A 20,859-nucleotide genomic window follows, 5' to 3' on the forward strand; every position below is an offset into this window, starting at 1 on the left:
GAGGGATCAGGATAAGCTGGCGAGACCGAAATGCGCATTGATGGGGCGCCAAGGCCACGATTTGGACGACAGGAAGCCTCGGCCGCCGCCCGCAGCACCGAGACAGCCAGCGCACGAAATGGCTCCCGACGGCATCCCGGCCGTCTGGCGCAGAGCCGCTGCCCGCACACTGTCGACATCGAGGAATGGCTCGCGGCCCATGCGACGCCGGGCGGTCGCGATGTTGCCCTATCGCCGCCGACCTTGTCGTTTGGACACATCTCTGAGCAACAGAGGAACGTGAGATGATCGAGGATCAGAACCGACAGAGCCAGAGCCCTCCCGAGAAGGATCGCGGTCTGGAGCGGGCCGCCCGGAGACTCCATGTGATCTTCAGTGAACTGGGTGCCTCGATCGAGGGCCAGGACAGCAAGGGAAGGGCGGCCGCCCTGGCTCAGCTTCGCGCCACGCCGCTCCCGGAGCTTAGGGTCGCCGTGTCCCGTGCTGCGTTCCTGGTGCGGCGCGACGTCTCGACTGCCGAAGGCTGGTGCCGACAGGAGGAGCTCGATGGCCTTGATGGCCCTGACAGCCTTGGAAGTTGGGCCCTCCGATGTTCCCAGCGCTCTCTCATGATCGCCGAGACGCTTGCCCAAGCCACCGAGAATGACATTCGAGCGGTTCATGCTGCTCACCTGATTGGACGCTGGTAAGCAGGTTTGTCCCTGCACTGCCTCCTTCTTATGCGACACGATGCGCGTAGTGCTGGGTCAGCTACCCCAAGGGCGGCCAAAGATGCATGAACGGCTCGGCGACATCATTGCGCTGGGGTGGCGCGGCCGAATGTCGCTCACCCTCGCCACCGAGGAGGACATCGAAACCCTCGGCGCCAGGCTCTTCGGTGAGCCGGATGACGTGGTCGAGGACTGGCACATCGTTCGGCTGACGGTCCACAGCGATCGGGCTTCGGCTCAAAGCCTCCGCCTGCTCGGCCGGTACACGCGCGGGGCACCGCATGCCCCCTTCGTGTCGAGCGACATCGTCGGCATCGACCTCGACGCTGCCCTCGTGCTGACCTGCACCGGCGGCCTGTACGGCCTCGGCCGCCGGGCCGATGGCGAGCCGTCTAAAGAGGCCGTCGCCCACATGAGGCATGCCATGGTCGACTGGGGCTTCGGCCGCTGCCTGTCGCCTGCGCCGGGGACAGAGGTGGGCCCGTGACCCTGCCGGAGGCATGACACCCTCCTCCAGCTTCGGCGCCTCTGCCACTCACTCCGCCGGGGGCTGATGTCGGCGGGCGTTGACCGACGCCAGATTCCCCGCACGCCATGGCAGGTAGGCGGGGCTGTCAAGCGGCGCCTCCCAAGCCCATGCCCACCCTTTTCCCAGAAGCCGGTGGACGGTTCGGGCCAGCCACGCGGTCCCGCCCCATTCGGACCGGGCCTCACCGGCAGCGTCGTCAAGCAGTCGCTGTGCAAGCGTTCCGTCGAGCGCGGCCTCGGCCCCGACGATCACGACAACCGGCGACCTGACATCGGGATCATCCCAGGCCGCTACCGGCGCGACGAGCACGCCGACGGCGCCGGTCTGCTGCCATGTGGCTTGGGCGGTCGCCCGCGCGACGATGTCGATCACCTGATCCCTGGTCACCGCCGTTCCTCCTTCTCAGGCCGCGCGCCTTGCACGTCATCCTGTACCCGTTAGATTGCCCCAACGGCCGCAGGTTGGGAACGGAGAGCGTATGGGCATTCGTTCGATCAGGCACCACGGCGCGACTTACACACTGCGCTTCGATCGTCCGGGATCCCGGTGGCACGTCGAGTTCGCGCGCATGGAAGGGACCACCCTGGTGGTCTTCGTTTCCAGGGACCGCAGTCGGCGTGCCGTGGTCCATGCCGTCCATACGGCCATCGAAGGCGATCGTCGGAAAGCGGGCAGCCGTGCGTAGCATCTTCGAGCCCGAGCCAATCGACCTCGCCTGCGCCTGCGTGGTCGACGTCGAGGCCAGCGCCCTGGGCCGCGGCAGCTACCCCATCGAGGTCGGTGTGGCCTGGCTCGACGGGCGCGTGATGTCCTGGCTTATCCGGCCGACCGCCGAGTGGCTCGAGCGCGGGGTGTGGGATCCGGCCGCCGAGGCGCTGCACGGCATCTCGCTGGAGCAGATGGCAGCCGAGGGACGCCCGGCCGCCGAGGTGGCCGAGGGGGGCATGGCCGCCCTGTCCGGCCAACTGCCGCACAGCGACGCGGTCGGCGCCGACGATGCGTGGCTCGCCAGCCTGATGGCTGTCATCGGGCACAGCTATCCGTGGCTCGAACCGCTCGACGACCTCCTACGAGAGGTCACAGCGGGCAATGATAAGGAGAGGGCCGCCGAGGTCGAGCGGGCAATGGTGAAGGCGAGCGTCCGATGGCGGAGGCAGCACCGCGCAGGCGACGACGCGGCGCGCCTGGCGGAGACGGTTCGAATCCTGGCCGTCAGGGCCAATCGCCTCTGAATGCCTTCTTCCGGCATCGTCGGCCGGGCCTGCTGAACGACGGCGAGTAAGGGCGCGAGCGCGGGGGTGGCTGAGGCCGCCGTCATGGTTGCCTCGGCCATGGAGGACCATCTCGCCGACTCCCATGACCGGGAGAACGGAATCCTGCCGCCGGGCCGTGGGTTTCCTGTCGACGCTCACGATCGGCAGACCGAGGGCGGCTGACGAACGGCCTCCGGTGCCCGGGAGGGGCGCTCAGGTGGCCAGGGATGCACCGGCGGCATTCCTCCTCTCGGCTGCCATCAGGCTCCCAACTCGATGCCGAGGATGCGGTTCACGGCCGGAACTGCTCCGGATGGCGAGAGGCTCCAGATAGCCGACGGGCCGGGGCGACGTCGTCCCCCCGTTACTCCTAGATCCAGAATTACGTTACACCCGTCCGTGAATCACTTTTTCCAAGTTTCCAGATCGGCACCCGGCGCCCAGGAAATGGGCTACAGCGGCTGGGGAAAAGTGATTCACTGGGCCGGTTCCGGGGATCCTCGGGCTGGATCGCGGCGTTACGCTCGACCCCGGGGATCTCCGGAGTCGAAGTGAACCACGCCGTCGCCCGGGCGGCCCACCAAGCCGGGACGGCCGCGGCCACGCTGTCCACGAATTTCGCCATAGAATGTGGACGCCCAGGTCAACGGAATCAGCCGCTCAAAGAGCCCGGCAGACGCGATGCCGAGATCGACCGTCCACGGAGCCGCCTGGGGACCTCACCCAGGCCCTGGATAGCCGCTGTATGAGATCCTGATGCCGGAACAACGGATTGGCCGCCACGTGAATCGCCTATACAGGGCCGTGTAACACTTTTCCGAAGCCGTGCAACAGGTTCTGCCCGCCGTGAAACAGGCCATCCAGAAGCTCCTGCGGCCGCGGGAGCACCGTATGATGCCGGTAAAGGCCCGGCACCGTACGGTATTTTGCCGGTAATCCGCGGTGCCGGTACGGTGCGGGCATCGTTTCCCGGCAGTCGCCGCTCCGCTCATCTCGTCGATGGCAGCAGGTGCCCGAGATCGACGCCCAGCCTGAGCATGTTCATCGCCTCCAGCTTGTTCTTCAGCGTGACGTGCTTCAGGTACCGGCTTCCCTCGCCCAGGAGGTCCGAGGTGCTGTGGCCCATGATCGCCTTTACGAAGACCGGGCTGGCGCCCGCGTTGAGCACCAGCGTCTCGAAGGTGCCGCGCAGGCTGTGGAAGTCGACGCCGGGTTTGTAGATCCCAATCTCGCGGCGGTACTCGGTGAAGCGCCGCGTGTAGTAAGCGCCCAGCCGCCGATCCGGCCCCTGACCGCTCAGGTCCGGCCAGAGCCGCTTGCTGTTCGCGCGGCGCCTCTCAGCGACCAGCGTCATGAAGCCGAGGGCGACGAGGGCGCCAGGGATCGGCACCTCACGCACCGAGTTCGCGTTCTTGGTCCGCCGTTCATCCTCGGCATGGACCAGGAAGAAGTCGATGCCGTCCCGCTGCCTGACGTCGGCGGTGTGCAGCTGCGCGATCTCCTCGAGCCGCATCCCGGTCAGCAGGCCGATCAGCGGCAGCCAGTAGGCGGCGCTCCGCCTGTCCACGTTGGGGCCGACCCAGATTCTCGACGTGAACAGCCGCTTCAGGTCGGCGTCATCCCACATCGAGCGCTGCTCGGACGCGGGTTTGCTGCTTGGGAAATCGAAGCCAGCGAAGGGATTGGAGGCGAACTCATGATGCCCATGCTGCCGGAGCCAGTCCCAGTAGCCGTGCAGCGCGCTCATGTGACGCCTGATCGTCTTCATCGTCAGCAGGGGCTGCCCCTTGCCCTTCGCCGCTATCCGCTCGGCCGCCTCGATGTTCTGGCGCATCGTGCCCTTGAACAGGGGCGACCGGCCGTGCATCCGGGGCAGCTTCCGCAGGGCTTCCATGAAGGCTGAGGCATCGCGTCGGCTGTAGGCGTCAACGGGCCGGTCGCCGTGGAACTCGATCCACAGACGGAAGGTGGCGCGGGTTTGCAGCGCGGTCTGCTGGGCGCTCCAGGCACCGGTGTCCAGCATGTGCTCGACGTGGGTTTCGGCCAGCGCGCCGAAGAGCGGAGAGGCCAGGGTGGCGTTCGAAGACGGCGCGCCGTCGAAGGGCGGCCCAACGGATTGCGCGGCCGGAGGAGGATTGGCGGGCGCTGACGGGTTCTCGACCGCCACGGCTACCAATTGCCGCGCGGCGTCCGCCGGTGGCTTTGGAGGATCGAGAACGCCGACACGGACGGCGGCTGCCATTTCCATCGCCGCCCCGCCAGCTTCGCACGGTACCGGAGAGATGCCCGGCGGCGGAGTCGGGTCCAACGACCGCCGGAGCATCGGGTTCATGTGAGCCCAGGCGGCGGGGCCGACCAAGTCCCGCATCAGCTGTCTGGCGGCGTCGACCGGCAGTCCGGGTTCCCGGTCAAGGGCAGCGAAGAGGCGTTCGCTTTCAACGTAAAGCAGACGGGACCTGATCGCGGCATCGCGCGGGCTCGATGTCTCGAGCGACCTGTAAATCTCCGCCTTGCCGCCCAACACAGGCTGGTGGCGAAGAGGAATTCGGCGGCGAAAATGGTAAGTACCGGCCCGCCGACAAACATGCTGCATGACCGCTCCACTCGAAAGTGTGGCAGCGATTTGGGCTATGTTGCCCACATCGCCAAAGTCATCAGCAAATACTTGAGGAAATCCGGGAAATTGGTTGGGGGACTAGGATTCGAACCTAGGCTGGCGGAGTCAGAGTCCGCTGTCCTACCGCTAGACGATCCCCCAGACCGTCACCGGGGCGGGCCGTTTGCCGTGCCCCGTGGTGTGGGCGGGTTTATAGCGATGCCACGCCGGGCTGTGAAGCGCTTTTTTCACCGAAAGCACATTTTTTTCAAGAAGGCGCTCCGGCCGGACTTTTCCCGTGCAGGAGCGCGTAAAAGCGCCGCGCTCCTGCCGTGGCATGCCGGCATAGGGAAACGGGCCGCCCCAGGGAAGGGCGGCCCGCTCCGAAGGCATGGGCGTTTCCAGTCGTCAGCGTTCAGGCGTCACCCGCCGCGCGTGCTGCCGGGGGCCGGAGTTCCAAGCGATCCGACGGTGCCGGAGGCCGGAGGCGGCGATGCGCTCGCGCTGTGGCTCGACGAACACTCCGCGTTGGCGATCCCCGCCGTCAGGAGAACGGCGAAACCGAACACCGCGGCGACGACCGGACTGGCTCCATGAGACATTGGATCACCTCCTTTCTGAAACGTTGCGACCTTTTCCAGAATGCCACAGTACTGCGCTGGGTCAATGGCTGGCGACACGCTCTCCCAAAGGAACAGGTCGGGTTCCGAAACCCGATGCGGCCTATCGGGTTTCCAGCAGGGTGGTCATCGTCGTGAACAACTCCGATTTCGCCTCGAAGCCGACGCCGGGCAGGGTGGGCAGGCGCACCCGGCCATCCTCCACCGCGATGCCGTCTGCGAAGCCGCAGAAGGGCTTGAAGACGTCCGGATAGGATTCGTTGCCGCCCAGATGCAGGCCGGCCGCGATGTTCAGCGACATCTGGTGCCCGCCATGCGGCACCACCCGGCGGCTCGACCAGCCATTCTCCTTCAACATGTCGAGCGTCCGCATATACTCGACGAGGCCGTAGCTCAGCGCGCAATCGAACTGCAGCCAGTCGCGGTCGGGGCGCATGCCGCCATGGCGGATCAGGTTGCGGGCATCCTGGTGGGAGAACAGGTTCTCGCCGGTCGCCATCGGACGGTCGTAATGCCTGGCGAGTTCCGCCTGCAGCGCATAGTCGAGCGGGTCGCCGGCCTCCTCGTACCAGAACAGGCCGTAGGGCTTCAGCGCCTCGGCATAGGCGATGGCGGTGCCGAGGTCGAAGCGGCCGTTGGCGTCGACGCACAGGTTTCCGGCCGAGCCCACGATTTCCAGCACCGCGTCGATGCGGCGCAGATCCTCCTCCAGAGGCGCGCCGCCTATCTTCATCTTCACGACCCGGTAACCGCGGTCGCGGTAGCTGCGCATCTCGTCCTGCAGGGCCTTCAGGTCCTTGCCCGGATAGTAATAGCCGCCCGCGGCATAGACCCACACGCTGTCGTCGGCGACGCCGCCGCGGAAGCGGTCGGCCAGCAGCCGGTAGAGCGGCACGCCGGCGATCTTCGCCACCGCGTCCCACACCGCCATGTCGATGGTGCCGACCGCAACCGACCGTTCGCCGTGGCCGCCCGGCTTCTCGTTGGTCATCAGCCGGGTCCAGATGCGGAACGGGTCCAGATTGTCGCCCGTGTCGTCCAGCAGGCTGTCGGGGGCCGCGGACATCAGCCGGGGAATGAAGCGTTCGCGCAGCAGCCCGCCGGCGGCATAGCGGCCGTTCGAGTTGAAGCCGTAGCCGATCACCGGCTTGCCGTCTCGCACCACGTCGGTGACGACCGCGACGACGCTGCAGGTCATCTGGCTGAAATCGATGAAGGCGTTGGCGATGTCCGACTTGATGCCGGCCGTCTGCTCGCGGATTTCGACGATGCGCATGGCGGAACCCCTTGCTGCGTGGTGGCGCGTTTCGTGGCCGCACTGTAGGGATGGTTCGGGCCGCCGGGCCAATGCCAAGGTCGGAACGCATCATGCGGGTTCGGCATGGGGATTGGGGCATGGCGATTGACGCATGGGCGGGCCTGCTTGACGGTGTAAGATTGGGCGATGGAACTTTCCTGGCTCGACGATTTCCTGGCGCTGGTGGATTGCGGCAACTTTTCCCGTGCCGCCGACGTCCGCCACCTGACCCAGCCTGCCTTCAGCCGCCGCATCCGCGCGCTGGAGGATTGGGCCGGCACGCCGCTGTTCGACCGCAGCGGCCAGCCTGTGACCCTGACCGAGGCCGGGCGCCGATTCCGTCCCTTCGCCGACGAAACCGTGCGTCGCCTGCTGCAGGGGCGGGAGGAGGCGCGGCTGGCCGCCCAGTCGGAGGCCGCGACCCTGCGGTTCGCCGCCACCCATGCGCTGTCGCTGACCTTCTTCCCGTCCTGGCTGCGGGCGCTTGAATCGCGGGCGCGGCTCGGCGCCATCACCCTGTCGTCCGACAGCATGGAGGCGTGCGAGCGGCTGATGCTGTCCGGGCAGGCGCAGTTCCTGCTGTGCCATGCCCATCCCGCCGCCGCCGGCCGGCTGGATGCGGAGTCCTTCCGGTCCGTCGTGGTCGGCGGCGACCGGCTGCTGGCGGTCGCCGCGCCGGATGCGGCCGGCCGGCCGCGCCATGCCCTGTCGGATGCCGAAGGCCGGCCGCTGCCGCACTTGTCCTACAGCCGCGAATCCGGCATGGGCCGCATCCTGGAGGCGGTGCGGGCGGCACAGCCGGCGCCGGTGGCGCTCGACACCGTCTTCACCTCGCATCTCGCCGCGGTGCTGCGCACGCTGGCACGCGACGGCCGCGGCATCGCCTGGCTGCCGGAAAGCCTGGTCGCCGAGGATCTGGCGCGCGGAGTCCTGGTCCCCGCCGGCGACGGGCGCTGGGCCGTGCCGGTCCAAATCCGGCTGGTCCGTCCGCGCACGCGCCAGAGCAAGGCCGCCGAGAGTTTCTGGACGCTGGCGGTGGAGGCCGCGTTGTGGCGCAACGCGGACTCGGCGCCGGAGTCCGCGGCCACGGTTGCCGCCACGGTTGCCGAAGCGGAGCCGTCCATGGAAAAAGAAGTGTGAACATCGCGCCCTAAGTCGTTTTGATCGTTGACATTTGCGCAAGGCGCGTTCCAGGGCGTCGATTTCACTGGCGCTACCCCCTTCGATCGGGCAAAATTTGCCTAGTCGGGGGGTGAGCCGGACCCCGGCAATACGGTCGGAAGACCGCAGGATGAATCGTTCCCCCGGCTTGTCGAAGAAGCGTCGCACCAGCGACCGGAGGAACCACCATGGGCGTCAGCAGCATCGGCGGAGTCGGCGGCTATCAGCAGCCCTACGTCACCCCGCTCAGCAGCGGTCCGGCAGCCGCACAGCGCTCCACCTCGCCAGTCGAGTCCGCCCAGGAGGACGAGGCCGAGCGAACCCGCCGCCAGCAGGAGGCGCAGAGCGCGCAGTCCGGTTCGGGCGGCAACACCACCCCGACCCGCGGGCAGAACCTGAACATCACGGTCTGATCCGGGCGGGAGGCTCGGGATCGGCAGGATGGGCGGGGAGGGCTGACGGGCAGGCAACAGAGGCGGGAGGCACCGATGGAGATCCGTGGCGTTTCCAGCACGACGGCAGTCCGCCCGACGGCCCTTCAGCCGACGGAGGCCGGCGCGGCCGGTTCGGCATTGCCATCGGCAGACGACAGCGCCTCCGCGGACGCCGCGGAAAAGGCGTCCGGTGCCGGCTATATCAGCCCCTTCCTGCGCTATGACCAGGGCGCACGGGTCGCGGTGCTCTATTTCCGCGATTTCGACACCGGCGAAACCCAGGACCAAATCCCTTCCCGCCGCGTGGTCGAGGAATATCGCCGCGCCGCCGGACGTCCGTCGCAGGAGGATGAGCGCAGGATCGCGTCCGCTCCGCAGACGGGCGCCGCCGCTGCGGCCAACGGATCCGCCATCAGGACGAATGGTGCCGGCGCGGCCGCTGTCCCTGCGGCCGGCGGCTCCGGTTCGACGGGCCTGTCCTTCGCCGGTACCGGCGGCGTTGCGGGCGGCTCGGCACCGGCCGGCACGCCATCTGCCGGAACCCCGTCGACCGGCAGCGGCGCTCCTTCCGCAGCAGCCGGCGGCAGCTTCGGCGGGTCGCCGGGCGGACTGGTGTCGGTGACGGTCTGACCGCCGGGCTGGTGGCCGGGCAGGCCGTCCTGGGGCCTCCTCAGTTCCCGGCCGCTTCCTCTTCAGCCTGACGCCGCCGGAAGCCGACCAGGGCGGTTTCGTCCAGCATGGCGGCCTCCTTGCGCTTCTGCTTGTCGCGCTCGCGCTTCAACCGCTCCTCCTCCGCCAGCTCGAAGCGTTTCAGCTCCTGGAAGGCTTCGGCCATCTCGTCGGTGGCGATGTTGATCTGCATCTCCACCTGACCCAGCGATTCCCCCAGCTTGCGGCCGCGCTCCATCGCCGCCTGGGCGAAGTTGGAATAGGTGAAGGAGACGGAGAAGTCGTCGCGCACCGTTTCCTGCTCGTGCACGATCTCCTGCTTGACCCTTTCGATCTCCGCCCGCAGCCGGTCGGCCAGCGTGTGGAGCTCCGCCAGGACGCGACGCTTCTCGTCCAGTTGCAGCTTCTGCAGGCGGATGATCGTCTTCAGGCTCATTGCGGCCACTGCACCCCAAAGATTTCAGCCAGCATGGCGTAGCTGGTCTCCAGATCGGTGGACTCGCGCTTGCCCTGCTTCAGGAAGGCTTCCAGCGCCGGCTGGTAATGGATCGCCTCGTCGACCTGCGGGTCGGAGCCGCGGCGGTAGGCGCCCAGCCGGATCATCTCCGCCATGTTGTCGTAGGACGACAGCAGGCGGCGGGCATGGCCGACCAGTTCGTTCTCGTTGGCGGAATTGCAGCCGGGCATGGTGCGCGACACGCTGCGCAGGATGTTGATCGCCGGGTAGCGCCCGCGCTCGCCGATCTGGCGCTCCAGCACGATATGGCCGTCCAGGATGCCGCGCACCGCGTCGGCGATGGGCTCGTTGTGGTCGTCGCCGTCGACCAGCACGGTGAACAGCCCGGTGATCGATCCCGACCCGACCAGCCCCGGCCCGGCGCGCTCCAGCAGGCGCGGCAGCTCGGCGAAGACGGTCGGCGGGTAGCCCTTGGTCGTCGGCGGTTCGCCGGCCGACAGGCCGATCTCGCGCTGGGCCATGGCAAAGCGGGTGACGCTGTCCATCATGCACAGGACGTTGCGGCCCTCGTCGCGGAAATGCTCGGCCACCGCCAGCGTCAGGTAGGCGGCCTGCCGGCGCATCAGCGGCGCCTCGTCGGACGTGGCGCAGACGACGATGCTGCGGGCGAGGCCCTGTTCGCCCAAATCCTCGGTGATGAACTCCTGAAGCTCGCGACCACGCTCGCCGATCAGCCCGATCACCGCGATCTCTGCGCCCGAAAAACGGGCCAGCATCGACATGACCGAGGATTTGCCGACGCCGGAGCCGGCGAAGATGCCCATGCGCTGGCCCAGGCAGCAGGTCAGGAAGGCGTTGATGGCGCGGATGCCGAGGTCCAGCTTCTGCCCCACCCGGGCGCGGGCGTGGGCGTTGGGCGGCGTGTTGCGGATCGGCGTGCCGCGCGGACCCTTGGCCAGCGGCCCCTTGCCGTCCACGGGCTCGCCCAGCGCGTTGACGACGCGGCCCAGCCAGGCGTCGGTCGGGAAGATCGAGGGCTGGTCGCCCGCCACCAGGGCGCGGCAACCCAGCCCGACCCCGTCCAGCGCGCCGAAGGGCATGGCGAGCGCCCGGCCCTGGCGGAATCCCACGACCTCGCAGGGGACGGCGCGGCGGTCGCGCGTCTCCACGATGCAGCGGCCGCCGACCGACAGCTCCTTCTCGATCCCGCCGACCTCGACCATCAGGCCGGACACGGCGGTGACGCGGCCGTAGCGGCTGCGATCGGGAATCTGGTCGATGTCGCGGATCAGCTGATCGATATCGAACGGCATGGATCGGATGTCGGCGCTCCCAAGACGGAACGCGCTCCTATTGAGTGGTAGTCCAGTGGACGGGGGCGCCGTTAACCACCATGATCTCATTTTGCGATGGAAGGATTAACGTTGTGTAAGCGCTTGGCGCTGGCGTTAAGCTGAATCGTCTGTTAACTTGTGTAAACGGGATGGTTGAAATCGGTCAAAAGATCGGGGGCCATTCCGGGGTCGGGTAGCGAAAGCGCGCCATCAAACGTCGGGATATCGCCATGAGGGTTCTGCTGGTTGAAGACGATTCCTCCGTCGCCAAAAGCATCGAGCTGATGCTGAACACGGAAGGATTCATCGTCGACTCTACCGACCTTGGTGAGGACGGGCTCGAGATCGGCAAGCTCTACGATTACGACATCATCATTCTCGACCTGATGTTGCCCGACATCGACGGATACGAGGTCCTTCGCCGCCTGCGCGCCGCGCGCGTGACCACGCCGATCCTGATCCTGTCCGGCCTGACCGAGATGGACAACAAGATCAAGGGGCTGGGGTTCGGCGCCGACGACTACCTGACCAAGCCGTTCGACAAGCGCGAGCTGATCGCCCGCATCCAGGCGATCGTCCGCCGGTCCAAGGGCCATTCCGACAGCATCATCCGCACCGGCCGCCTGACCGTCAACCTCGACACCCGCACGGTGGAGGTCGACCAGTCGCCGCTGCACCTGACCGGCAAGGAATACGGCATCCTGGAGTTGCTGAGCCTGCGCAAGGGCACGACGCTGACCAAGGAGATGTTCCTGAACCATCTCTATGGCGGGATGGACGAGCCGGAACTGAAGATCATCGACGTCTTCGTCTGCAAGCTGCGCAAGAAGCTGGCCGCGGCCACCCAGGGCGACAACTACATCGAGACGGTGTGGGGCCGCGGCTATGTCCTGCGCGACCCGCAGGAGGAGATCGTCGAGAGCGCTCCGCCGCCGCCGCCGCGCCTGCAGCAGCAGGCGGCCGGCTGATCTTTTCGACCGTCTTCGACGCCCGGCCACTTTCGCCTTGAAAGCGGGGCCGGGCGTTCCCATGTAGAGCTTGTCATTCTGCTTCGGACTGCGGGGCCCCCAACGCCCCCTTGCAATGCCCTCCTCTTTCGCCTTGTGCGCACCCGGAGGCGGCGAATCCCACATCCAGTCTGATGCGCTACACCGGTGGTGTGGCGCCCTTCGCGTTATGGGAGACAGAGATGCCCGTCGGCACCGTCAAATGGTTCAACAGCACCAAGGGCTTTGGTTTCATTCAGCCGGACAACGGCGGCCCGGATGTGTTCGTTCACATCTCCGCTGTCGAGCGCGCCGGCTTGCGCAGCCTGGTCGATGGCCAGAAGATTTCCTATGAGGAGCAGCGCGATCCCAAGCGCGGCAAGACCTCTGCGGAAAATCTGAAGGCGGTCTGAGCCGTCTATCCGCCGAAATGCGGGAAAAGGGGCATCGGGAAACCGGTGCCCTTTTTCCGTGTTGCTCAATGACGGGGCCCTGGACGACGGGCCCGCGCTTTGCCGGAACCTGCCCCAAGGAGAACCGCCATGGCTTTCAAGCCGAACTACAATCAGCAGCGGGCCGAGCGTAACCGGGCCAAGGAACAGCGGAAGCAGGAAAAACTGCAGCGCCGCGAGGAAGGGGTCGCCGCCCGCCGTGTCGATGATCAGACCGATGCGGAGACGGTGGATGCGCAGGATGACGCCCATCCCACCAGTACAGAAACCGACAATGGATGATCGCGGGCTGACCGCGAACCAACGGAGGACAGGCCATGGCCCGTCAAAAGAAACAACCCGTCGACAATGGCTTCCTGCTGTTCGACGTCCTCTATCAGGATGGTGCCCGCACGTCGAACCGCAAGGTTCCGACATCGGACATCGACCAGTTCGACCGCGAGACTTCGATCCGCACCTTCCTCGAGGCGCAGGACCGCAAGATCGCCGAGATGTCCGGCAACCCGCGTGGACCGATCAAGTCGATCACGCCGTCGGCATAAGCGCCTTTTCCGTAAGCTCTTTCCTGTCCGAAGGGGGCGGCCGGACCGCCCCCGTCGATGTCCGGCCTGTACCCCCACCCGGAAGTGCCGTTTCCGGCCCCACCCGGTCGTCCAGCCCGGCCGCCCAGCCCGTCACGCCACCTTGGCGCCGGCGGCGGAGAAGCCGCCCAGGCTGTAGAGGCCGCGCTGGCCCTCCACCGGCTTGAACTTGTCGGTGATGCCCAGCACCGTCTCGGCGCCGCCCAGATAGAGCACGCCGTCCTGCGGCATCTGGCGGGAGATGGACTCCAGCACCTTGGCCTTGGTCGGCTGGTCGAAATAGATCAGCACGTTGCGGCAGAAGACGATGTCGAACTGTCCCAGCGCCGACAGGTCGCCCAGCAGGTTCCATTCGCGGAACGACGCCATCTGGCGCAGCTGCTGGCTGATCTGCCACTTGTCGCCGTTCTGCTTGAAATGCTTCACCAGATGGGTGATCGGCAGGCCGCGCTGCACCTCGAACTGGGTGTAGATGCCGGACTTCGCCCGCTCCACCATTTCCGCCGAGATGTCGGTGCCGACGATCTCGATGCGCCAGCCGGCCAGTTTCGCCGCCTCGTCGTTCAGGATCATCGACAGCGAATAGGCCTCCTGCCCGGACGAGCAGGCGGCCGACCAGATGCGGAGCGAGCGCTTTGCCGCCCGCGCTTCCATCAGGCGCGGCAGGACCAGCTGCTTGAACTGGTCGAAGGGCTTCTGGTCGCGGAAGAAGGACGACTCGTTGGTCGTCATCGCCTCCGTGATATCGCGCAGCAGCGCCTCGTCCTTGCGGGTGCGGACGGTGGTCGCCAGCTCTTCCAGCCCTTTCATGTTCCACTTGCGCGCCACCGGCATCAGCCGGGATTCGAGCAGGTACGCCTTGTCCCGGGTCAGGACCAGGCCGGAACGCTGCTTGAGCAGCGTGGAGAACATGTCGAAATCTTCGACTCTCATGCTGCCCTCGACGCTAGCTTGCGGATGTGGGGACCGATTTCCTTGAGCGGCAGAATGGCATTGCAGATGCCGGCCTGGGCCACCGCGCCCGGCATGCCCCAGACGACGCTGGACGCCTCGTCCTGGGCGATCAGCGTGCCGCCGCCATTCACCACGTCGGTACAACCTTTCAGCCCGTCCTGGCCCATGCCGGTCAGGATGCAGGCCAGGATCTTGCGGCCGCCGAACGCCTTGAGGATGGAGCGCATCATCGGATCGACCGCCGGGCGGCAGAAATTCTCCGGAGGATCCTTGCTGAGGGCGATGACGTTCGCCCCGCCACGCTGCACCACCAGCATATGGAAGTCGCCGGGCGCGATGTAGCAGCGGTTCTGGACGATCGGCTCGCCGTCCTTGGCCTCGCGGGCATCGATCCCGCATTGGCGGGAGATGTGCTCGGCCAGGATGGTGGTGAAGGTCGCCGGCATGTGCTGCGTGATCAGGATCGGCTGGCTGACGCCGGCCTTCAGGTGCGACAGCACCTCGAACAGCGCCTGCGGGCCGCCGGTGGAACTGCCGATGGCAATCACGTCGGGCTTTGCCGCCAGGGCGCCGGCCGGGGCCGGACGGGTGACGATCGGCCCGACCTCGCGCTTCAGCCCAAGCGGGAGGGCCGGGGTCAGCGGGCGGATCTCGCCGCGCGAGCGCGACCCGGCGCGCTTGGCCGCGGCGCCCAGCGCCTTGACCTTTGCGACCAGCTCGCGCTTGAAATCCTCCGCCCCGCCGATCTCGCGGGTCGAGGTCGGCTTGGGGATATAGTCGGCGGCCCCGGCGGACAGGCAGCGGATGGAGACATCGGCCCCGCGCAGCGTCAGGGTCGACGCCATGATGATCTTCACCTGTGGCGCCACCGCCAGCAGCTTCGGGATGGCGGTCAGCCCGTCCATCACCGGCATCTCGATGTCCAGCACGATGACGTCGATCGAGTTGCGCTGCAGCGAATTGACCGCCATCTGGCCGTCGCCGACGGAGGTGACGACGCGGATGTCCGGGTCCCCTTCCAGCGCACGGGTCAGCAGGCCGCGGATGACGGCGGAGTCGTCCACCACCATGACCCGGACGGGATCCGGATTGGCCGGCCGTGCGGGGGTGAGGGGGCCTCTGCCAAGACTGTCCGACATAACGGCTGTTTGCCTTTCAACGCGACAGGTTCAACGCTGTTTCTCCATCGTCCCGGCCGGGCTGCGTTACCCGGGCCGGTCCCCGGCCTTGCGGCCGTACCATCGTCACAGCAGGCCGACCTGCGCGAACTTGGTCTGGATGATGTCGCTGTCGAAGGGCTTCATGATGTATTCGTTCGCCCCGGCGGACAGCGCTTCCTGAATATGGGCGAGGTCGTTCTCGGTCGTGCAGAAGACGACCTTGGGCTGTTCGCCCCCGCTCATCTTCCGCAGCCGGCGCAGGAACTCGATCCCCGTCATCACCGGCATGTTCCAGTCCAGCAGGATCGCGTCGGGCATCTGCGCCGCGCAGGCCTCCATCGCCTGTTTGCCGTCCTCCGCCTCGCTGCAGGCGAAGTTCAGCTCTTCCAGGATCTTGCGCGCGACCTTGCGGACCACGCGGCTGTCGTCGACCACCAGACAGGATTTCATTGCGGCAGGGCCTCAGGTCATCAATTCGTCGGCAAAGCCGGCCGGGGCACGGGGCGCCCGAAGGCGCCACGAGCCGTCAGGCCGTCTCGATGGTCGTGAAGTTGAGCAGACGTGGCACGTCCAGCACAACCATCAACTGGCCGTTCAGCCGGTAAATTCCGGTGGAAACCTCGCGCCAGCGCGGATCCAGCGTCGCCGGGTTCCGCTCGAAGTCCTCCTTGGTGAGGCTCAGCACCTCGCCGACGGAATCGACCATCAGGCTGTACAGCTCGCCGCGCAGGTCGACGACGATCGACATGCCCGGCTTGTCCTTGGGCCGACCGGTCAGGCCGAGCCGCAGGCGGACGTCGATGGCGGTGACGATGCGGCCGCGCAGGTTCAGCGATCCGGCGACCTCGGGCGGGGCCAGCGGGATGCGGGTGATCCGCTGATGGCCCAGCACGTCCTGCACCTGAAGGACCGGGATGCCGAACATCTGGTCGGCGATCGTCATGGTCACAAAGTCCTGGTTGCCGGAGACGGCGAGGTCGTCGCCCTTCGACTTGCGGACGGTGGACGGCAGCTTGGCGTTGCTCATGCGGCACCTTTCTGTTCGGTCAGCGTCTGCTGCAGCGCGAAGAGCAGCGCGTCACGGTCGAACTTGGCGACATAGTCGTTGAAGCCGGCGATGCGGCCGCGGTCGAGGTCGCGGGCGCTGGCGTGGCTGGACAGCGCCACCATCGGCACGCGCTGCCAGCGGCTGCCGTGGCGCACCGCCTCGGCGAAGTCGAAGCCGCTCATGCCCGGCATCTCGATGTCGGAGACGATGACGTCGAAGTCCTCGCCCGCCTCGCAGAGCGCCAGCGCGTCGCCGGCATTCTCCACCGCCGTCACGTCGTAGCCGGCGACCGACAGCAGCGGCGTCAGGAGGTTGCGGAAGAAGGGGCTGTCGTCGACCAGCAGCACGCGCTGCAGCTTCTCCTCCTCGAACCCGTCCTGGGTGGAGGAGCCGAACCAGTCCTTGTAGGCCTGGGTCAGGAAGAAGCCGGCGTCGATGACCTCGGTCGCCTTGCCGGCGATGATGGCCGAACCCATCAGGCCCGGACGCTCCGCCGCCAGCTGGACGTTCAGCTTCTCTTCAACGATGTCGACGATCTCGTCGACGATCAGGCCCATCGAGCGGTCGCCGTCGGCGAACACCAGCACCGGCTGGCGGCCTTCGCGGCCCAGCATGAAGTTCGGGTCGATGGGGACCAGCGGCATCAGCTTGCCGCGGTACTGGACCACCGGCAGGCCGTTGGACAGCTCGACCGTCGCCAGATCGACGTCCTCCAGGCGGGCGACCAGCGACAGCGGGACCGCCTTGGGCGCCCCCTCGCCGGCGCGGAACAGCAGCAGCGCCATCTTGTCCTCCTGGCGCTGGGTCTGGACCGCGGTGGCCTCCTTGCCGGCGGCCTCGCCCATCGCCATCTCGCCGGTGGCCGACGCGATGCCGTTGGGGTCGAGGATCATGATGACCGAGCCGTCGCCCAGGATGGTGTTGCCCGAGAACATCTCGATGTGGCGCAGGATCGGCGCCACCGGCTTCACCACGATTTCCTCGGTGTCGAACACGCGGTCGACCATGATGCCGAAGGTGTAGGTGCCGACCTGGGTGACGACGATGAAGGTCTCGTCCTCGGTCTTCTTGCTGGTTTCGCTGTCGTCCAGCCGCAGCAGCTCCTGCAGCGACACCAGCGGCAGCAGGCGGTTGCGCAGGCGGAGCACCGGGGTGCCCTTCAGCCGCTCGATGGTGTGCTCGCTGTCGGCGGCGGCGCGCACCAGCTCGACCACGCTGATCTGCGGGATGGCGAAGCGTTCGCCGGCGCATTCGACGATCAGGGCGGAGACGATGGCCAGCGTCAGCGGGATCTTGATGACGAAGGTCGAGCCCTTGCCCTGGACCGACTTGATCTCGATCGTGCCGCCGATCTTCTCGATGTTGGTCTTCACCACGTCCATGCCGACGCCGCGGCCCGACACGTTGGTGACCTTGGCGGCGGTCGAGAAGCCCGGCTTCATGATGAACTGGATGATCTGCTGGTCGGTCATCGAGGCCAGCTCGATCTCCGACGCCATCCCGTTCTGGATCGCCTTCTGCTTGATCCGGTCGATCGCCAGGCCTTTGCCGTCGTCCTGGATCTCGATGATGATGTGACCGCCTTCGTGATAGGCGTTCAGGGTGACGCGGCCCGTCTCCGACTTGCCCGCCTTCAGGCGTTCGGCCGGGATTTCCAACCCATGGTCGGCGCTGTTGCGCACCATGTGGGTCAGCGGGTCCTTGATCAGCTCCAGAACCTGGCGGTCCAGCTCGGTATCGGCGCCGAGCATCTGGAGGTCGATCTTCTTGTTCAGCTCGTGCGCCAGATCGCGCACCAGGCGCGGCAGCTTGGCCCAGGCGTTGCCGATCGGCTGCATGCGCGTCTTCATGACGCCTTCCTGCAGCTCCGACGTCACATGGTTCAGGCGCTGCAGCGGCGCCGCGAATTCGCTTTCCTTCTGCGACCGCAGGATCTGCAGCAGCTGGTTGCGGGTCAGCACCAGCTCCGAGACCATGGTCATCAGGTTTTCGAGCAGGTCGACGTTGACGCGGATGGTCTGGGCGGCGACCGCCGATTCCTTGGTCGCGGCCTCGGCCCCGGCATCGGCGCCGCCGGCATTGCCGCCGGCCTGGCCGCTTGCCATCGGGGCGACCGGGGCCGGCACCTTGGCGGCGGCCGGTTCGGCGTCGGGAACGACCAGATCCTGCGACGGGGCGGGCGACGGGGCCGGCTCGCCCGCCGGCTCGGGCGCGCGGGTGGCGACGGCCGTGCCGGACGCCGGAGTCGCGGCCGGGGCGGCCGGGGCGTCGTTCGGGCCGGGCGTGGAGTTCCACAGCGCTTCCAGCTCGTCCAGGGTCACCGGACGGGAGTCCGACGCGGCGGCGACCGCGGGGGCGGTCGGCGGCGGCGGCGGCGGGGCCGCGGCGGCCGGAGCGGGGGCGCCCAGCTTGCCTTCGGCGCACAGGTTCAGCCGCTCGATCAGCGGCAGGTCGTCGCCCGGCGGTTCCGCCTCGGTCGCTTCCAGCACCGCCAGCAGGCTCTTGATGGTGTCCAGAGCCTGCAGGATCAGCGAAACCGCTTCCGGGTTGATCGTCAACTCACCGTCGCGGAACTTGCCCAGCACGTTCTCCGACGCGTGCGCCACCTTTTCCAGGCGGGGCAGGCCGAGGAAGCCGCAGGTTCCCTTGATGGTGTGGACGAGCCGGAAGATGTTCGACAGCAGCTCCGGATTGTTGGGATTCTGCTCCAACCGCACCAACTCGACGTCGAGCACCGAGAGGTTTTCGTTGGTCTCCGTCAGAAATTCGGACAGCAGATCATCCATGTCGCATTCCCCAGGCCCAATGTTTATGGTCCGCACCGGCCTGCGGCTCGAACGGGCGGCTTCGAAGGCCGCCGGTTGCGCTCCAGTCCAGGTAGAGCGGGAGCCTGTCAAACACTGATTAAGAGAACCTTACCTCTTCCGATAGGGATAATGCGCGGACAGGCCGCCGGAAGGTGGAAAGACCCATTGTCACAGGAGGACCGATGACCGACGACGAACTCGCCCGGACCGTGCGCGACGCGGTGGAGCGCCTCAACACGGTGCTGGCGGAGGCCGCAAGGCGGAATCTGGCGGTGACCCTGCGCACGACCGCCCACCAGACCACCGGCGGGGTGGAGCAGGTCGTGGTGGAGACGCGGATCTACAAGCAGCTGTAGGGAAGCAGCCGCAAGGGCGGCTCACCATTCCGCGGTGAGGACCAGCCGTTCGCTGCTCTCGGTGGCGACGGCGATGCGGAAGCCGTCGCTTTCGGCCAGCCGGCCGGTGAGATAGGCGTGGATGGTGCGGGGGCCGAGCGCCTCGGGCCCTGCCGTGCCGGCCAGCGCCGCCGCGGCCTCCGGGTTCAGCGTGCCGGGGCGGCCGGCGGCGGTCACCGTCACGCGGCCCCGATCCTCCCCGCCCTCGGCGGCGACGGAGACGAGGCCGCCATGGGTCAGCGCCTCGTCGGCCAGCAGGATCAGGTTCAGCAGCAGCTTCACCACGCCGCGGCGCTGGGCGGTCATGTCGTGCGGCACGCGCTCCGGCCAGTCGAGCCGGGTGCGGCTGCCCTCGACATAGCCGGCGGCGGCGGCGCGGGCGTCGCCGAACCCCTTCTGGTCGCGTCCGCCAAGTCCGTAGGCCAGCCGGAACACCCGCAGCCGGCGGTCGGCCTGGCCGGAGGAATGGTCGATCAGCTTGACCGCCTCGCCCAGGAAACCGCCGATGGCCGCGGCGCCGCCATCACCGTCCTCGTCCTCCTGCATCTCCTCGATCAGCTCCAGGCCGTTGCGGATGGCGCCGACCGGGCTGACCAGATCGTGGCAGAGCTTGGACGCCAGCAGTTCCAGGACGCGGATGTCGACGCTGACGGGATGGGCGGGCTTATCGGTCACGAGACGGTCTCCGGGGGAAAAAGGAACGGCGACGGCGCGGTGCCGGCGATTCTATACTGTCCGGGCGCCGCCGCACAGGCGGTCGCGTTTCCTATGTACAACGGCGTGACGGATGGGGCTGCCGCATGGACGATTCGCTGGTGCCGGGCGCCTGGGTGCGCCATCCGACCCGGCCCGACTGGGGCCTGGGTCAGGTGCAGTCGGCGATCCGCAACCGCATCACCGTGAATTTCGAGCATGCGGGCAAGGTGCTGATCGATTCCGACGTCATCTCCCTGACGGTGGTCGACCCGGACGCGATCTGACCCGTGGCATTCCGGCTGCGGGAAAGCGCGGATTGCGCCGGCGCCGCCGCTTTGCTCTTATGGGCCATCGACTGGGATTACGACCGGCACTTCGGTCGGATAAGGTTCGGGAGGGACAGGATGAAGGCGATGATTCTGGGTTTCGCCGCCGCGGCGGTGATCGCGCTCGGCACGGCCGTGGCGCTGAACGCCGTCCGCCATTCGACCGCCGAGCGGTTCTCCAGCCCCGCCGTGCGTCTCTGAGCAGGGAGTCCGCAGGTTCGAAGCGGGCTTCGTCATCCGTCCGTCCATAGTCTCTGGACAGCGGCGCCAAGTGTGGGGAGTTTGTCCGCTCGGGAATCGCTGTCGGCGGGATGGCATGGGCGGGCAACGGGGCGGGCAACGGGGCGGGCAACGGGGCGGGCGACTGGACGGGCGGGGCGGGGCGTTGTTGCGG

The 20,859-nt window shown here is 67.4% G+C and carries 25 protein-coding genes and 1 tRNA gene; 13 read left to right on the forward strand and 13 right to left on the reverse strand.

Annotation, left to right across the window (positions count from 1 at the left end):
* Positions 1–284: 284 nt before the first annotated feature.
* Together ABMY26_RS34100 and ABMY26_RS34105 are read left to right on the forward strand one after the other, a co-directional pair.
* Positions 285–689, forward strand: a complete 405-nt coding sequence (locus ABMY26_RS34100; protein WP_372399885.1) for a hypothetical protein — start codon at positions 285–287, stop codon at positions 687–689.
* Between the two features lie 82 nt (positions 690–771).
* Positions 772–1,197, forward strand: a complete 426-nt coding sequence (locus ABMY26_RS34105; protein WP_372399886.1) for a hypothetical protein — start codon at positions 772–774, stop codon at positions 1,195–1,197.
* Between the two features lie 48 nt (positions 1,198–1,245).
* Here ABMY26_RS34105 and ABMY26_RS34110 read toward each other — a convergent pair whose 3' ends face one another.
* Complete coding sequence (locus ABMY26_RS34110) at positions 1,246–1,626, reverse strand: hypothetical protein (RefSeq protein WP_372399887.1); 381 nt, start codon at positions 1,624–1,626, stop codon at positions 1,246–1,248.
* Positions 1,627–1,916: 290 nt separating this feature from the next.
* On the opposite strand from ABMY26_RS34110, the gene ABMY26_RS34115 reads away from it, so the two are divergent.
* Positions 1,917–2,471 carry a hypothetical protein gene (locus ABMY26_RS34115; RefSeq protein WP_372399888.1) on the forward strand — a complete coding sequence of 185 codons (555 nt, stop codon included), beginning with the start codon at positions 1,917–1,919 and terminating at the stop codon, positions 2,469–2,471.
* Positions 2,472–3,480: 1,009 nt separating this feature from the next.
* Here ABMY26_RS34115 and ABMY26_RS34120 read toward each other — a convergent pair.
* The 4 genes from ABMY26_RS34120 to ABMY26_RS34135 form a co-directional block, all read right to left on the reverse strand.
* The gene (locus tag ABMY26_RS34120; RefSeq protein WP_372399889.1) at positions 3,481–5,085 is read right to left on the reverse strand and encodes a DUF6538 domain-containing protein; all 1,605 of its coding nucleotides are present in this window, start codon (positions 5,083–5,085) and stop codon (positions 3,481–3,483) included.
* Positions 5,086–5,176: 91 nt separating this feature from the next.
* Positions 5,177–5,250 (reverse strand) — tRNA-Gln (locus ABMY26_RS34125).
* Positions 5,251–5,510: 260 nt separating this feature from the next.
* Positions 5,511–5,690 carry a hypothetical protein gene (locus tag ABMY26_RS34130; protein ID WP_372399890.1) on the reverse strand — a complete coding sequence of 60 codons (180 nt, stop codon included), beginning with the start codon at positions 5,688–5,690 and terminating at the stop codon, positions 5,511–5,513.
* Positions 5,691–5,811: 121 nt separating this feature from the next.
* Positions 5,812–6,984, reverse strand: coding sequence for a mandelate racemase/muconate lactonizing enzyme family protein (locus ABMY26_RS34135; protein ID WP_372399891.1), 1,173 nt, complete (start codon positions 6,982–6,984; stop codon positions 5,812–5,814).
* 168 nt (positions 6,985–7,152) lie between these two features.
* On the opposite strand from ABMY26_RS34135, the gene ABMY26_RS34140 reads away from it, so the two are divergent.
* From ABMY26_RS34140 to ABMY26_RS34150, 3 genes are all read left to right on the forward strand, one after another.
* Positions 7,153–8,145, forward strand: a complete 993-nt coding sequence (locus ABMY26_RS34140; protein WP_372399892.1) for a LysR substrate-binding domain-containing protein — start codon at positions 7,153–7,155, stop codon at positions 8,143–8,145.
* A gap of 209 nt (positions 8,146–8,354) precedes the next feature.
* Positions 8,355–8,579, forward strand: coding sequence for a hypothetical protein (locus tag ABMY26_RS34145; RefSeq protein ID WP_372399893.1), 225 nt, complete (start codon positions 8,355–8,357; stop codon positions 8,577–8,579).
* 75 nt (positions 8,580–8,654) lie between these two features.
* Positions 8,655–9,230 carry a hypothetical protein gene (locus ABMY26_RS34150; protein ID WP_372399894.1) on the forward strand — a complete coding sequence of 192 codons (576 nt, stop codon included), beginning with the start codon at positions 8,655–8,657 and terminating at the stop codon, positions 9,228–9,230.
* A gap of 40 nt (positions 9,231–9,270) precedes the next feature.
* Here ABMY26_RS34150 and ABMY26_RS34155 read toward each other — a convergent pair whose 3' ends face one another.
* A complete protein-coding gene (locus tag ABMY26_RS34155) occupies positions 9,271–9,705 on the reverse strand; it encodes a flagellar export protein FliJ (protein ID WP_372399895.1) in 435 nt (144 codons plus the stop codon).
* On the reverse strand, positions 9,702–11,039 hold the full coding sequence (gene fliI / locus ABMY26_RS34160) for a flagellar protein export ATPase FliI (protein WP_372399896.1): 1,338 nt from the start codon (positions 11,037–11,039) through the stop codon (positions 9,702–9,704). The genes ABMY26_RS34155 and fliI overlap by 4 nt, the downstream gene beginning before the upstream one ends.
* 251 nt (positions 11,040–11,290) lie before the next feature.
* Here fliI and ctrA point away from each other — a divergent pair, with 251 nt between their 5' ends.
* From ctrA to ABMY26_RS34180, 4 genes are all read left to right on the forward strand, one after another.
* A complete protein-coding gene (gene ctrA / locus ABMY26_RS34165) occupies positions 11,291–12,028 on the forward strand; it encodes a response regulator transcription factor CtrA (protein WP_372399897.1) in 738 nt (245 codons plus the stop codon).
* A 221-nt stretch (positions 12,029–12,249) separates the two neighbouring features.
* Complete coding sequence (locus ABMY26_RS34170) at positions 12,250–12,459, forward strand: cold-shock protein (protein WP_045583537.1); 210 nt, start codon at positions 12,250–12,252, stop codon at positions 12,457–12,459.
* Positions 12,460–12,588: 129 nt separating this feature from the next.
* On the forward strand, positions 12,589–12,780 hold the full coding sequence (locus ABMY26_RS34175; RefSeq protein WP_045583536.1) for a hypothetical protein: 192 nt from the start codon (positions 12,589–12,591) through the stop codon (positions 12,778–12,780).
* A 35-nt stretch (positions 12,781–12,815) separates the two neighbouring features.
* The gene (locus ABMY26_RS34180; protein ID WP_045583535.1) at positions 12,816–13,040 is read left to right on the forward strand and encodes a hypothetical protein; all 225 of its coding nucleotides are present in this window, start codon (positions 12,816–12,818) and stop codon (positions 13,038–13,040) included.
* 132 nt (positions 13,041–13,172) lie between these two features.
* Here the strand turns inward: ABMY26_RS34180 and ABMY26_RS34185 are convergent, their stop codons facing one another.
* The 5 genes from ABMY26_RS34185 to ABMY26_RS34205 all read right to left on the reverse strand — a co-directional run bounded on the left by ABMY26_RS34185 (position 13,173) and on the right by ABMY26_RS34205 (position 19,027).
* Positions 13,173–14,012 (reverse strand): protein-glutamate O-methyltransferase CheR, encoded by an 840-nt coding sequence (locus ABMY26_RS34185; protein ID WP_045583534.1) that lies wholly within the window; start codon positions 14,010–14,012, stop codon positions 13,173–13,175.
* The gene (locus tag ABMY26_RS34190) at positions 14,009–15,172 is read right to left on the reverse strand and encodes a chemotaxis response regulator protein-glutamate methylesterase (RefSeq protein WP_372399898.1); all 1,164 of its coding nucleotides are present in this window, start codon (positions 15,170–15,172) and stop codon (positions 14,009–14,011) included. The genes ABMY26_RS34185 and ABMY26_RS34190 overlap by 4 nt, the downstream gene beginning before the upstream one ends.
* Positions 15,173–15,277: 105 nt before the next feature.
* Positions 15,278–15,643: a PleD family two-component system response regulator gene (locus ABMY26_RS34195; RefSeq protein ID WP_045583532.1), complete on the reverse strand. Its 366-nt coding sequence runs from the start codon at positions 15,641–15,643 to the stop codon at positions 15,278–15,280.
* 76 nt (positions 15,644–15,719) lie between these two features.
* Positions 15,720–16,220, reverse strand: coding sequence for a chemotaxis protein CheW (locus ABMY26_RS34200; protein ID WP_045583531.1), 501 nt, complete (start codon positions 16,218–16,220; stop codon positions 15,720–15,722).
* Positions 16,217–19,027, reverse strand: coding sequence for a chemotaxis protein CheW (locus tag ABMY26_RS34205; protein WP_372399899.1), 2,811 nt, complete (start codon positions 19,025–19,027; stop codon positions 16,217–16,219). The genes ABMY26_RS34200 and ABMY26_RS34205 overlap by 4 nt, the downstream gene beginning before the upstream one ends.
* A 203-nt stretch (positions 19,028–19,230) precedes the next feature.
* Between ABMY26_RS34205 and ABMY26_RS34210 the strand changes: the two genes are divergently transcribed.
* The gene (locus ABMY26_RS34210) at positions 19,231–19,404 is read left to right on the forward strand and encodes a hypothetical protein (RefSeq protein WP_167543404.1); all 174 of its coding nucleotides are present in this window, start codon (positions 19,231–19,233) and stop codon (positions 19,402–19,404) included.
* Between the two features lie 21 nt (positions 19,405–19,425).
* Here the strand turns inward: ABMY26_RS34210 and ABMY26_RS34215 are convergent, their stop codons facing one another.
* Positions 19,426–20,118 (reverse strand): histidine phosphotransferase family protein, encoded by a 693-nt coding sequence (locus ABMY26_RS34215; RefSeq protein WP_372399900.1) that lies wholly within the window; start codon positions 20,116–20,118, stop codon positions 19,426–19,428.
* A gap of 125 nt (positions 20,119–20,243) precedes the next feature.
* Here ABMY26_RS34215 and ABMY26_RS34220 point away from each other — a divergent pair, with 125 nt between their 5' ends.
* Positions 20,244–20,423: a DUF3553 domain-containing protein gene (locus tag ABMY26_RS34220; protein ID WP_045583528.1), complete on the forward strand. Its 180-nt coding sequence runs from the start codon at positions 20,244–20,246 to the stop codon at positions 20,421–20,423.
* Between the two features lie 120 nt (positions 20,424–20,543).
* Complete coding sequence (locus tag ABMY26_RS34225) at positions 20,544–20,666, forward strand: hypothetical protein (protein ID WP_372399901.1); 123 nt, start codon at positions 20,544–20,546, stop codon at positions 20,664–20,666.
* Positions 20,667–20,859 lie beyond the last annotated feature (193 nt).

Source organism: Azospirillum sp. HJ39 (assembly GCF_041507355.1).
GTDB lineage: Bacteria > Pseudomonadota > Alphaproteobacteria > Azospirillales > Azospirillaceae > Azospirillum > Azospirillum thiophilum.

What these genes read in the sequence shown, in the direction of transcription:
- ABMY26_RS34205 (WP_372399899.1), bottom strand. Translation starts at nt 19,027, where the DNA reads ATGGATGATCTGCTGTCCGAATTTCTGACGGAGACCAACGAAAACCTC.
- ABMY26_RS34195 (WP_045583532.1), bottom strand. Translation starts at nt 15,643, where the DNA reads ATGAAATCCTGTCTGGTGGTCGACGACAGCCGCGTGGTCCGCAAGGTC.
- ABMY26_RS34180 (WP_045583535.1), top strand. Translation starts at nt 12,816, where the DNA reads ATGGCCCGTCAAAAGAAACAACCCGTCGACAATGGCTTCCTGCTGTTC.
- ABMY26_RS34170 (WP_045583537.1), top strand. Translation starts at nt 12,250, where the DNA reads ATGCCCGTCGGCACCGTCAAATGGTTCAACAGCACCAAGGGCTTTGGT.
- ABMY26_RS34155 (WP_372399895.1), bottom strand. Translation starts at nt 9,705, where the DNA reads ATGAGCCTGAAGACGATCATCCGCCTGCAGAAGCTGCAACTGGACGAG.
- fliI (WP_372399896.1), bottom strand. Translation starts at nt 11,039, where the DNA reads ATGCCGTTCGATATCGATCAGCTGATCCGCGACATCGACCAGATTCCC.
- ABMY26_RS34185 (WP_045583534.1), bottom strand. Translation starts at nt 14,012, where the DNA reads ATGAGAGTCGAAGATTTCGACATGTTCTCCACGCTGCTCAAGCAGCGT.
- ABMY26_RS34200 (WP_045583531.1), bottom strand. Translation starts at nt 16,220, where the DNA reads ATGAGCAACGCCAAGCTGCCGTCCACCGTCCGCAAGTCGAAGGGCGAC.
- ABMY26_RS34145 (WP_372399893.1), top strand. Translation starts at nt 8,355, where the DNA reads ATGGGCGTCAGCAGCATCGGCGGAGTCGGCGGCTATCAGCAGCCCTAC.
- ABMY26_RS34210 (WP_167543404.1), top strand. Translation starts at nt 19,231, where the DNA reads ATGACCGACGACGAACTCGCCCGGACCGTGCGCGACGCGGTGGAGCGC.
- ABMY26_RS34135 (WP_372399891.1), bottom strand. Translation starts at nt 6,984, where the DNA reads ATGCGCATCGTCGAAATCCGCGAGCAGACGGCCGGCATCAAGTCGGAC.
- ABMY26_RS34150 (WP_372399894.1), top strand. Translation starts at nt 8,655, where the DNA reads ATGGAGATCCGTGGCGTTTCCAGCACGACGGCAGTCCGCCCGACGGCC.
- ABMY26_RS34120 (WP_372399889.1), bottom strand. Translation starts at nt 5,085, where the DNA reads ATGCAGCATGTTTGTCGGCGGGCCGGTACTTACCATTTTCGCCGCCGA.
- ABMY26_RS34100 (WP_372399885.1), top strand. Translation starts at nt 285, where the DNA reads ATGATCGAGGATCAGAACCGACAGAGCCAGAGCCCTCCCGAGAAGGAT.
- ABMY26_RS34140 (WP_372399892.1), top strand. Translation starts at nt 7,153, where the DNA reads ATGGAACTTTCCTGGCTCGACGATTTCCTGGCGCTGGTGGATTGCGGC.
- ABMY26_RS34130 (WP_372399890.1), bottom strand. Translation starts at nt 5,690, where the DNA reads ATGTCTCATGGAGCCAGTCCGGTCGTCGCCGCGGTGTTCGGTTTCGCC.
- ABMY26_RS34105 (WP_372399886.1), top strand. Translation starts at nt 772, where the DNA reads ATGCATGAACGGCTCGGCGACATCATTGCGCTGGGGTGGCGCGGCCGA.
- ABMY26_RS34175 (WP_045583536.1), top strand. Translation starts at nt 12,589, where the DNA reads ATGGCTTTCAAGCCGAACTACAATCAGCAGCGGGCCGAGCGTAACCGG.
- ABMY26_RS34190 (WP_372399898.1), bottom strand. Translation starts at nt 15,172, where the DNA reads ATGTCGGACAGTCTTGGCAGAGGCCCCCTCACCCCCGCACGGCCGGCC.
- ABMY26_RS34220 (WP_045583528.1), top strand. Translation starts at nt 20,244, where the DNA reads ATGGACGATTCGCTGGTGCCGGGCGCCTGGGTGCGCCATCCGACCCGG.
- ABMY26_RS34225 (WP_372399901.1), top strand. Translation starts at nt 20,544, where the DNA reads ATGAAGGCGATGATTCTGGGTTTCGCCGCCGCGGCGGTGATCGCGCTC.
- ctrA (WP_372399897.1), top strand. Translation starts at nt 11,291, where the DNA reads ATGAGGGTTCTGCTGGTTGAAGACGATTCCTCCGTCGCCAAAAGCATC.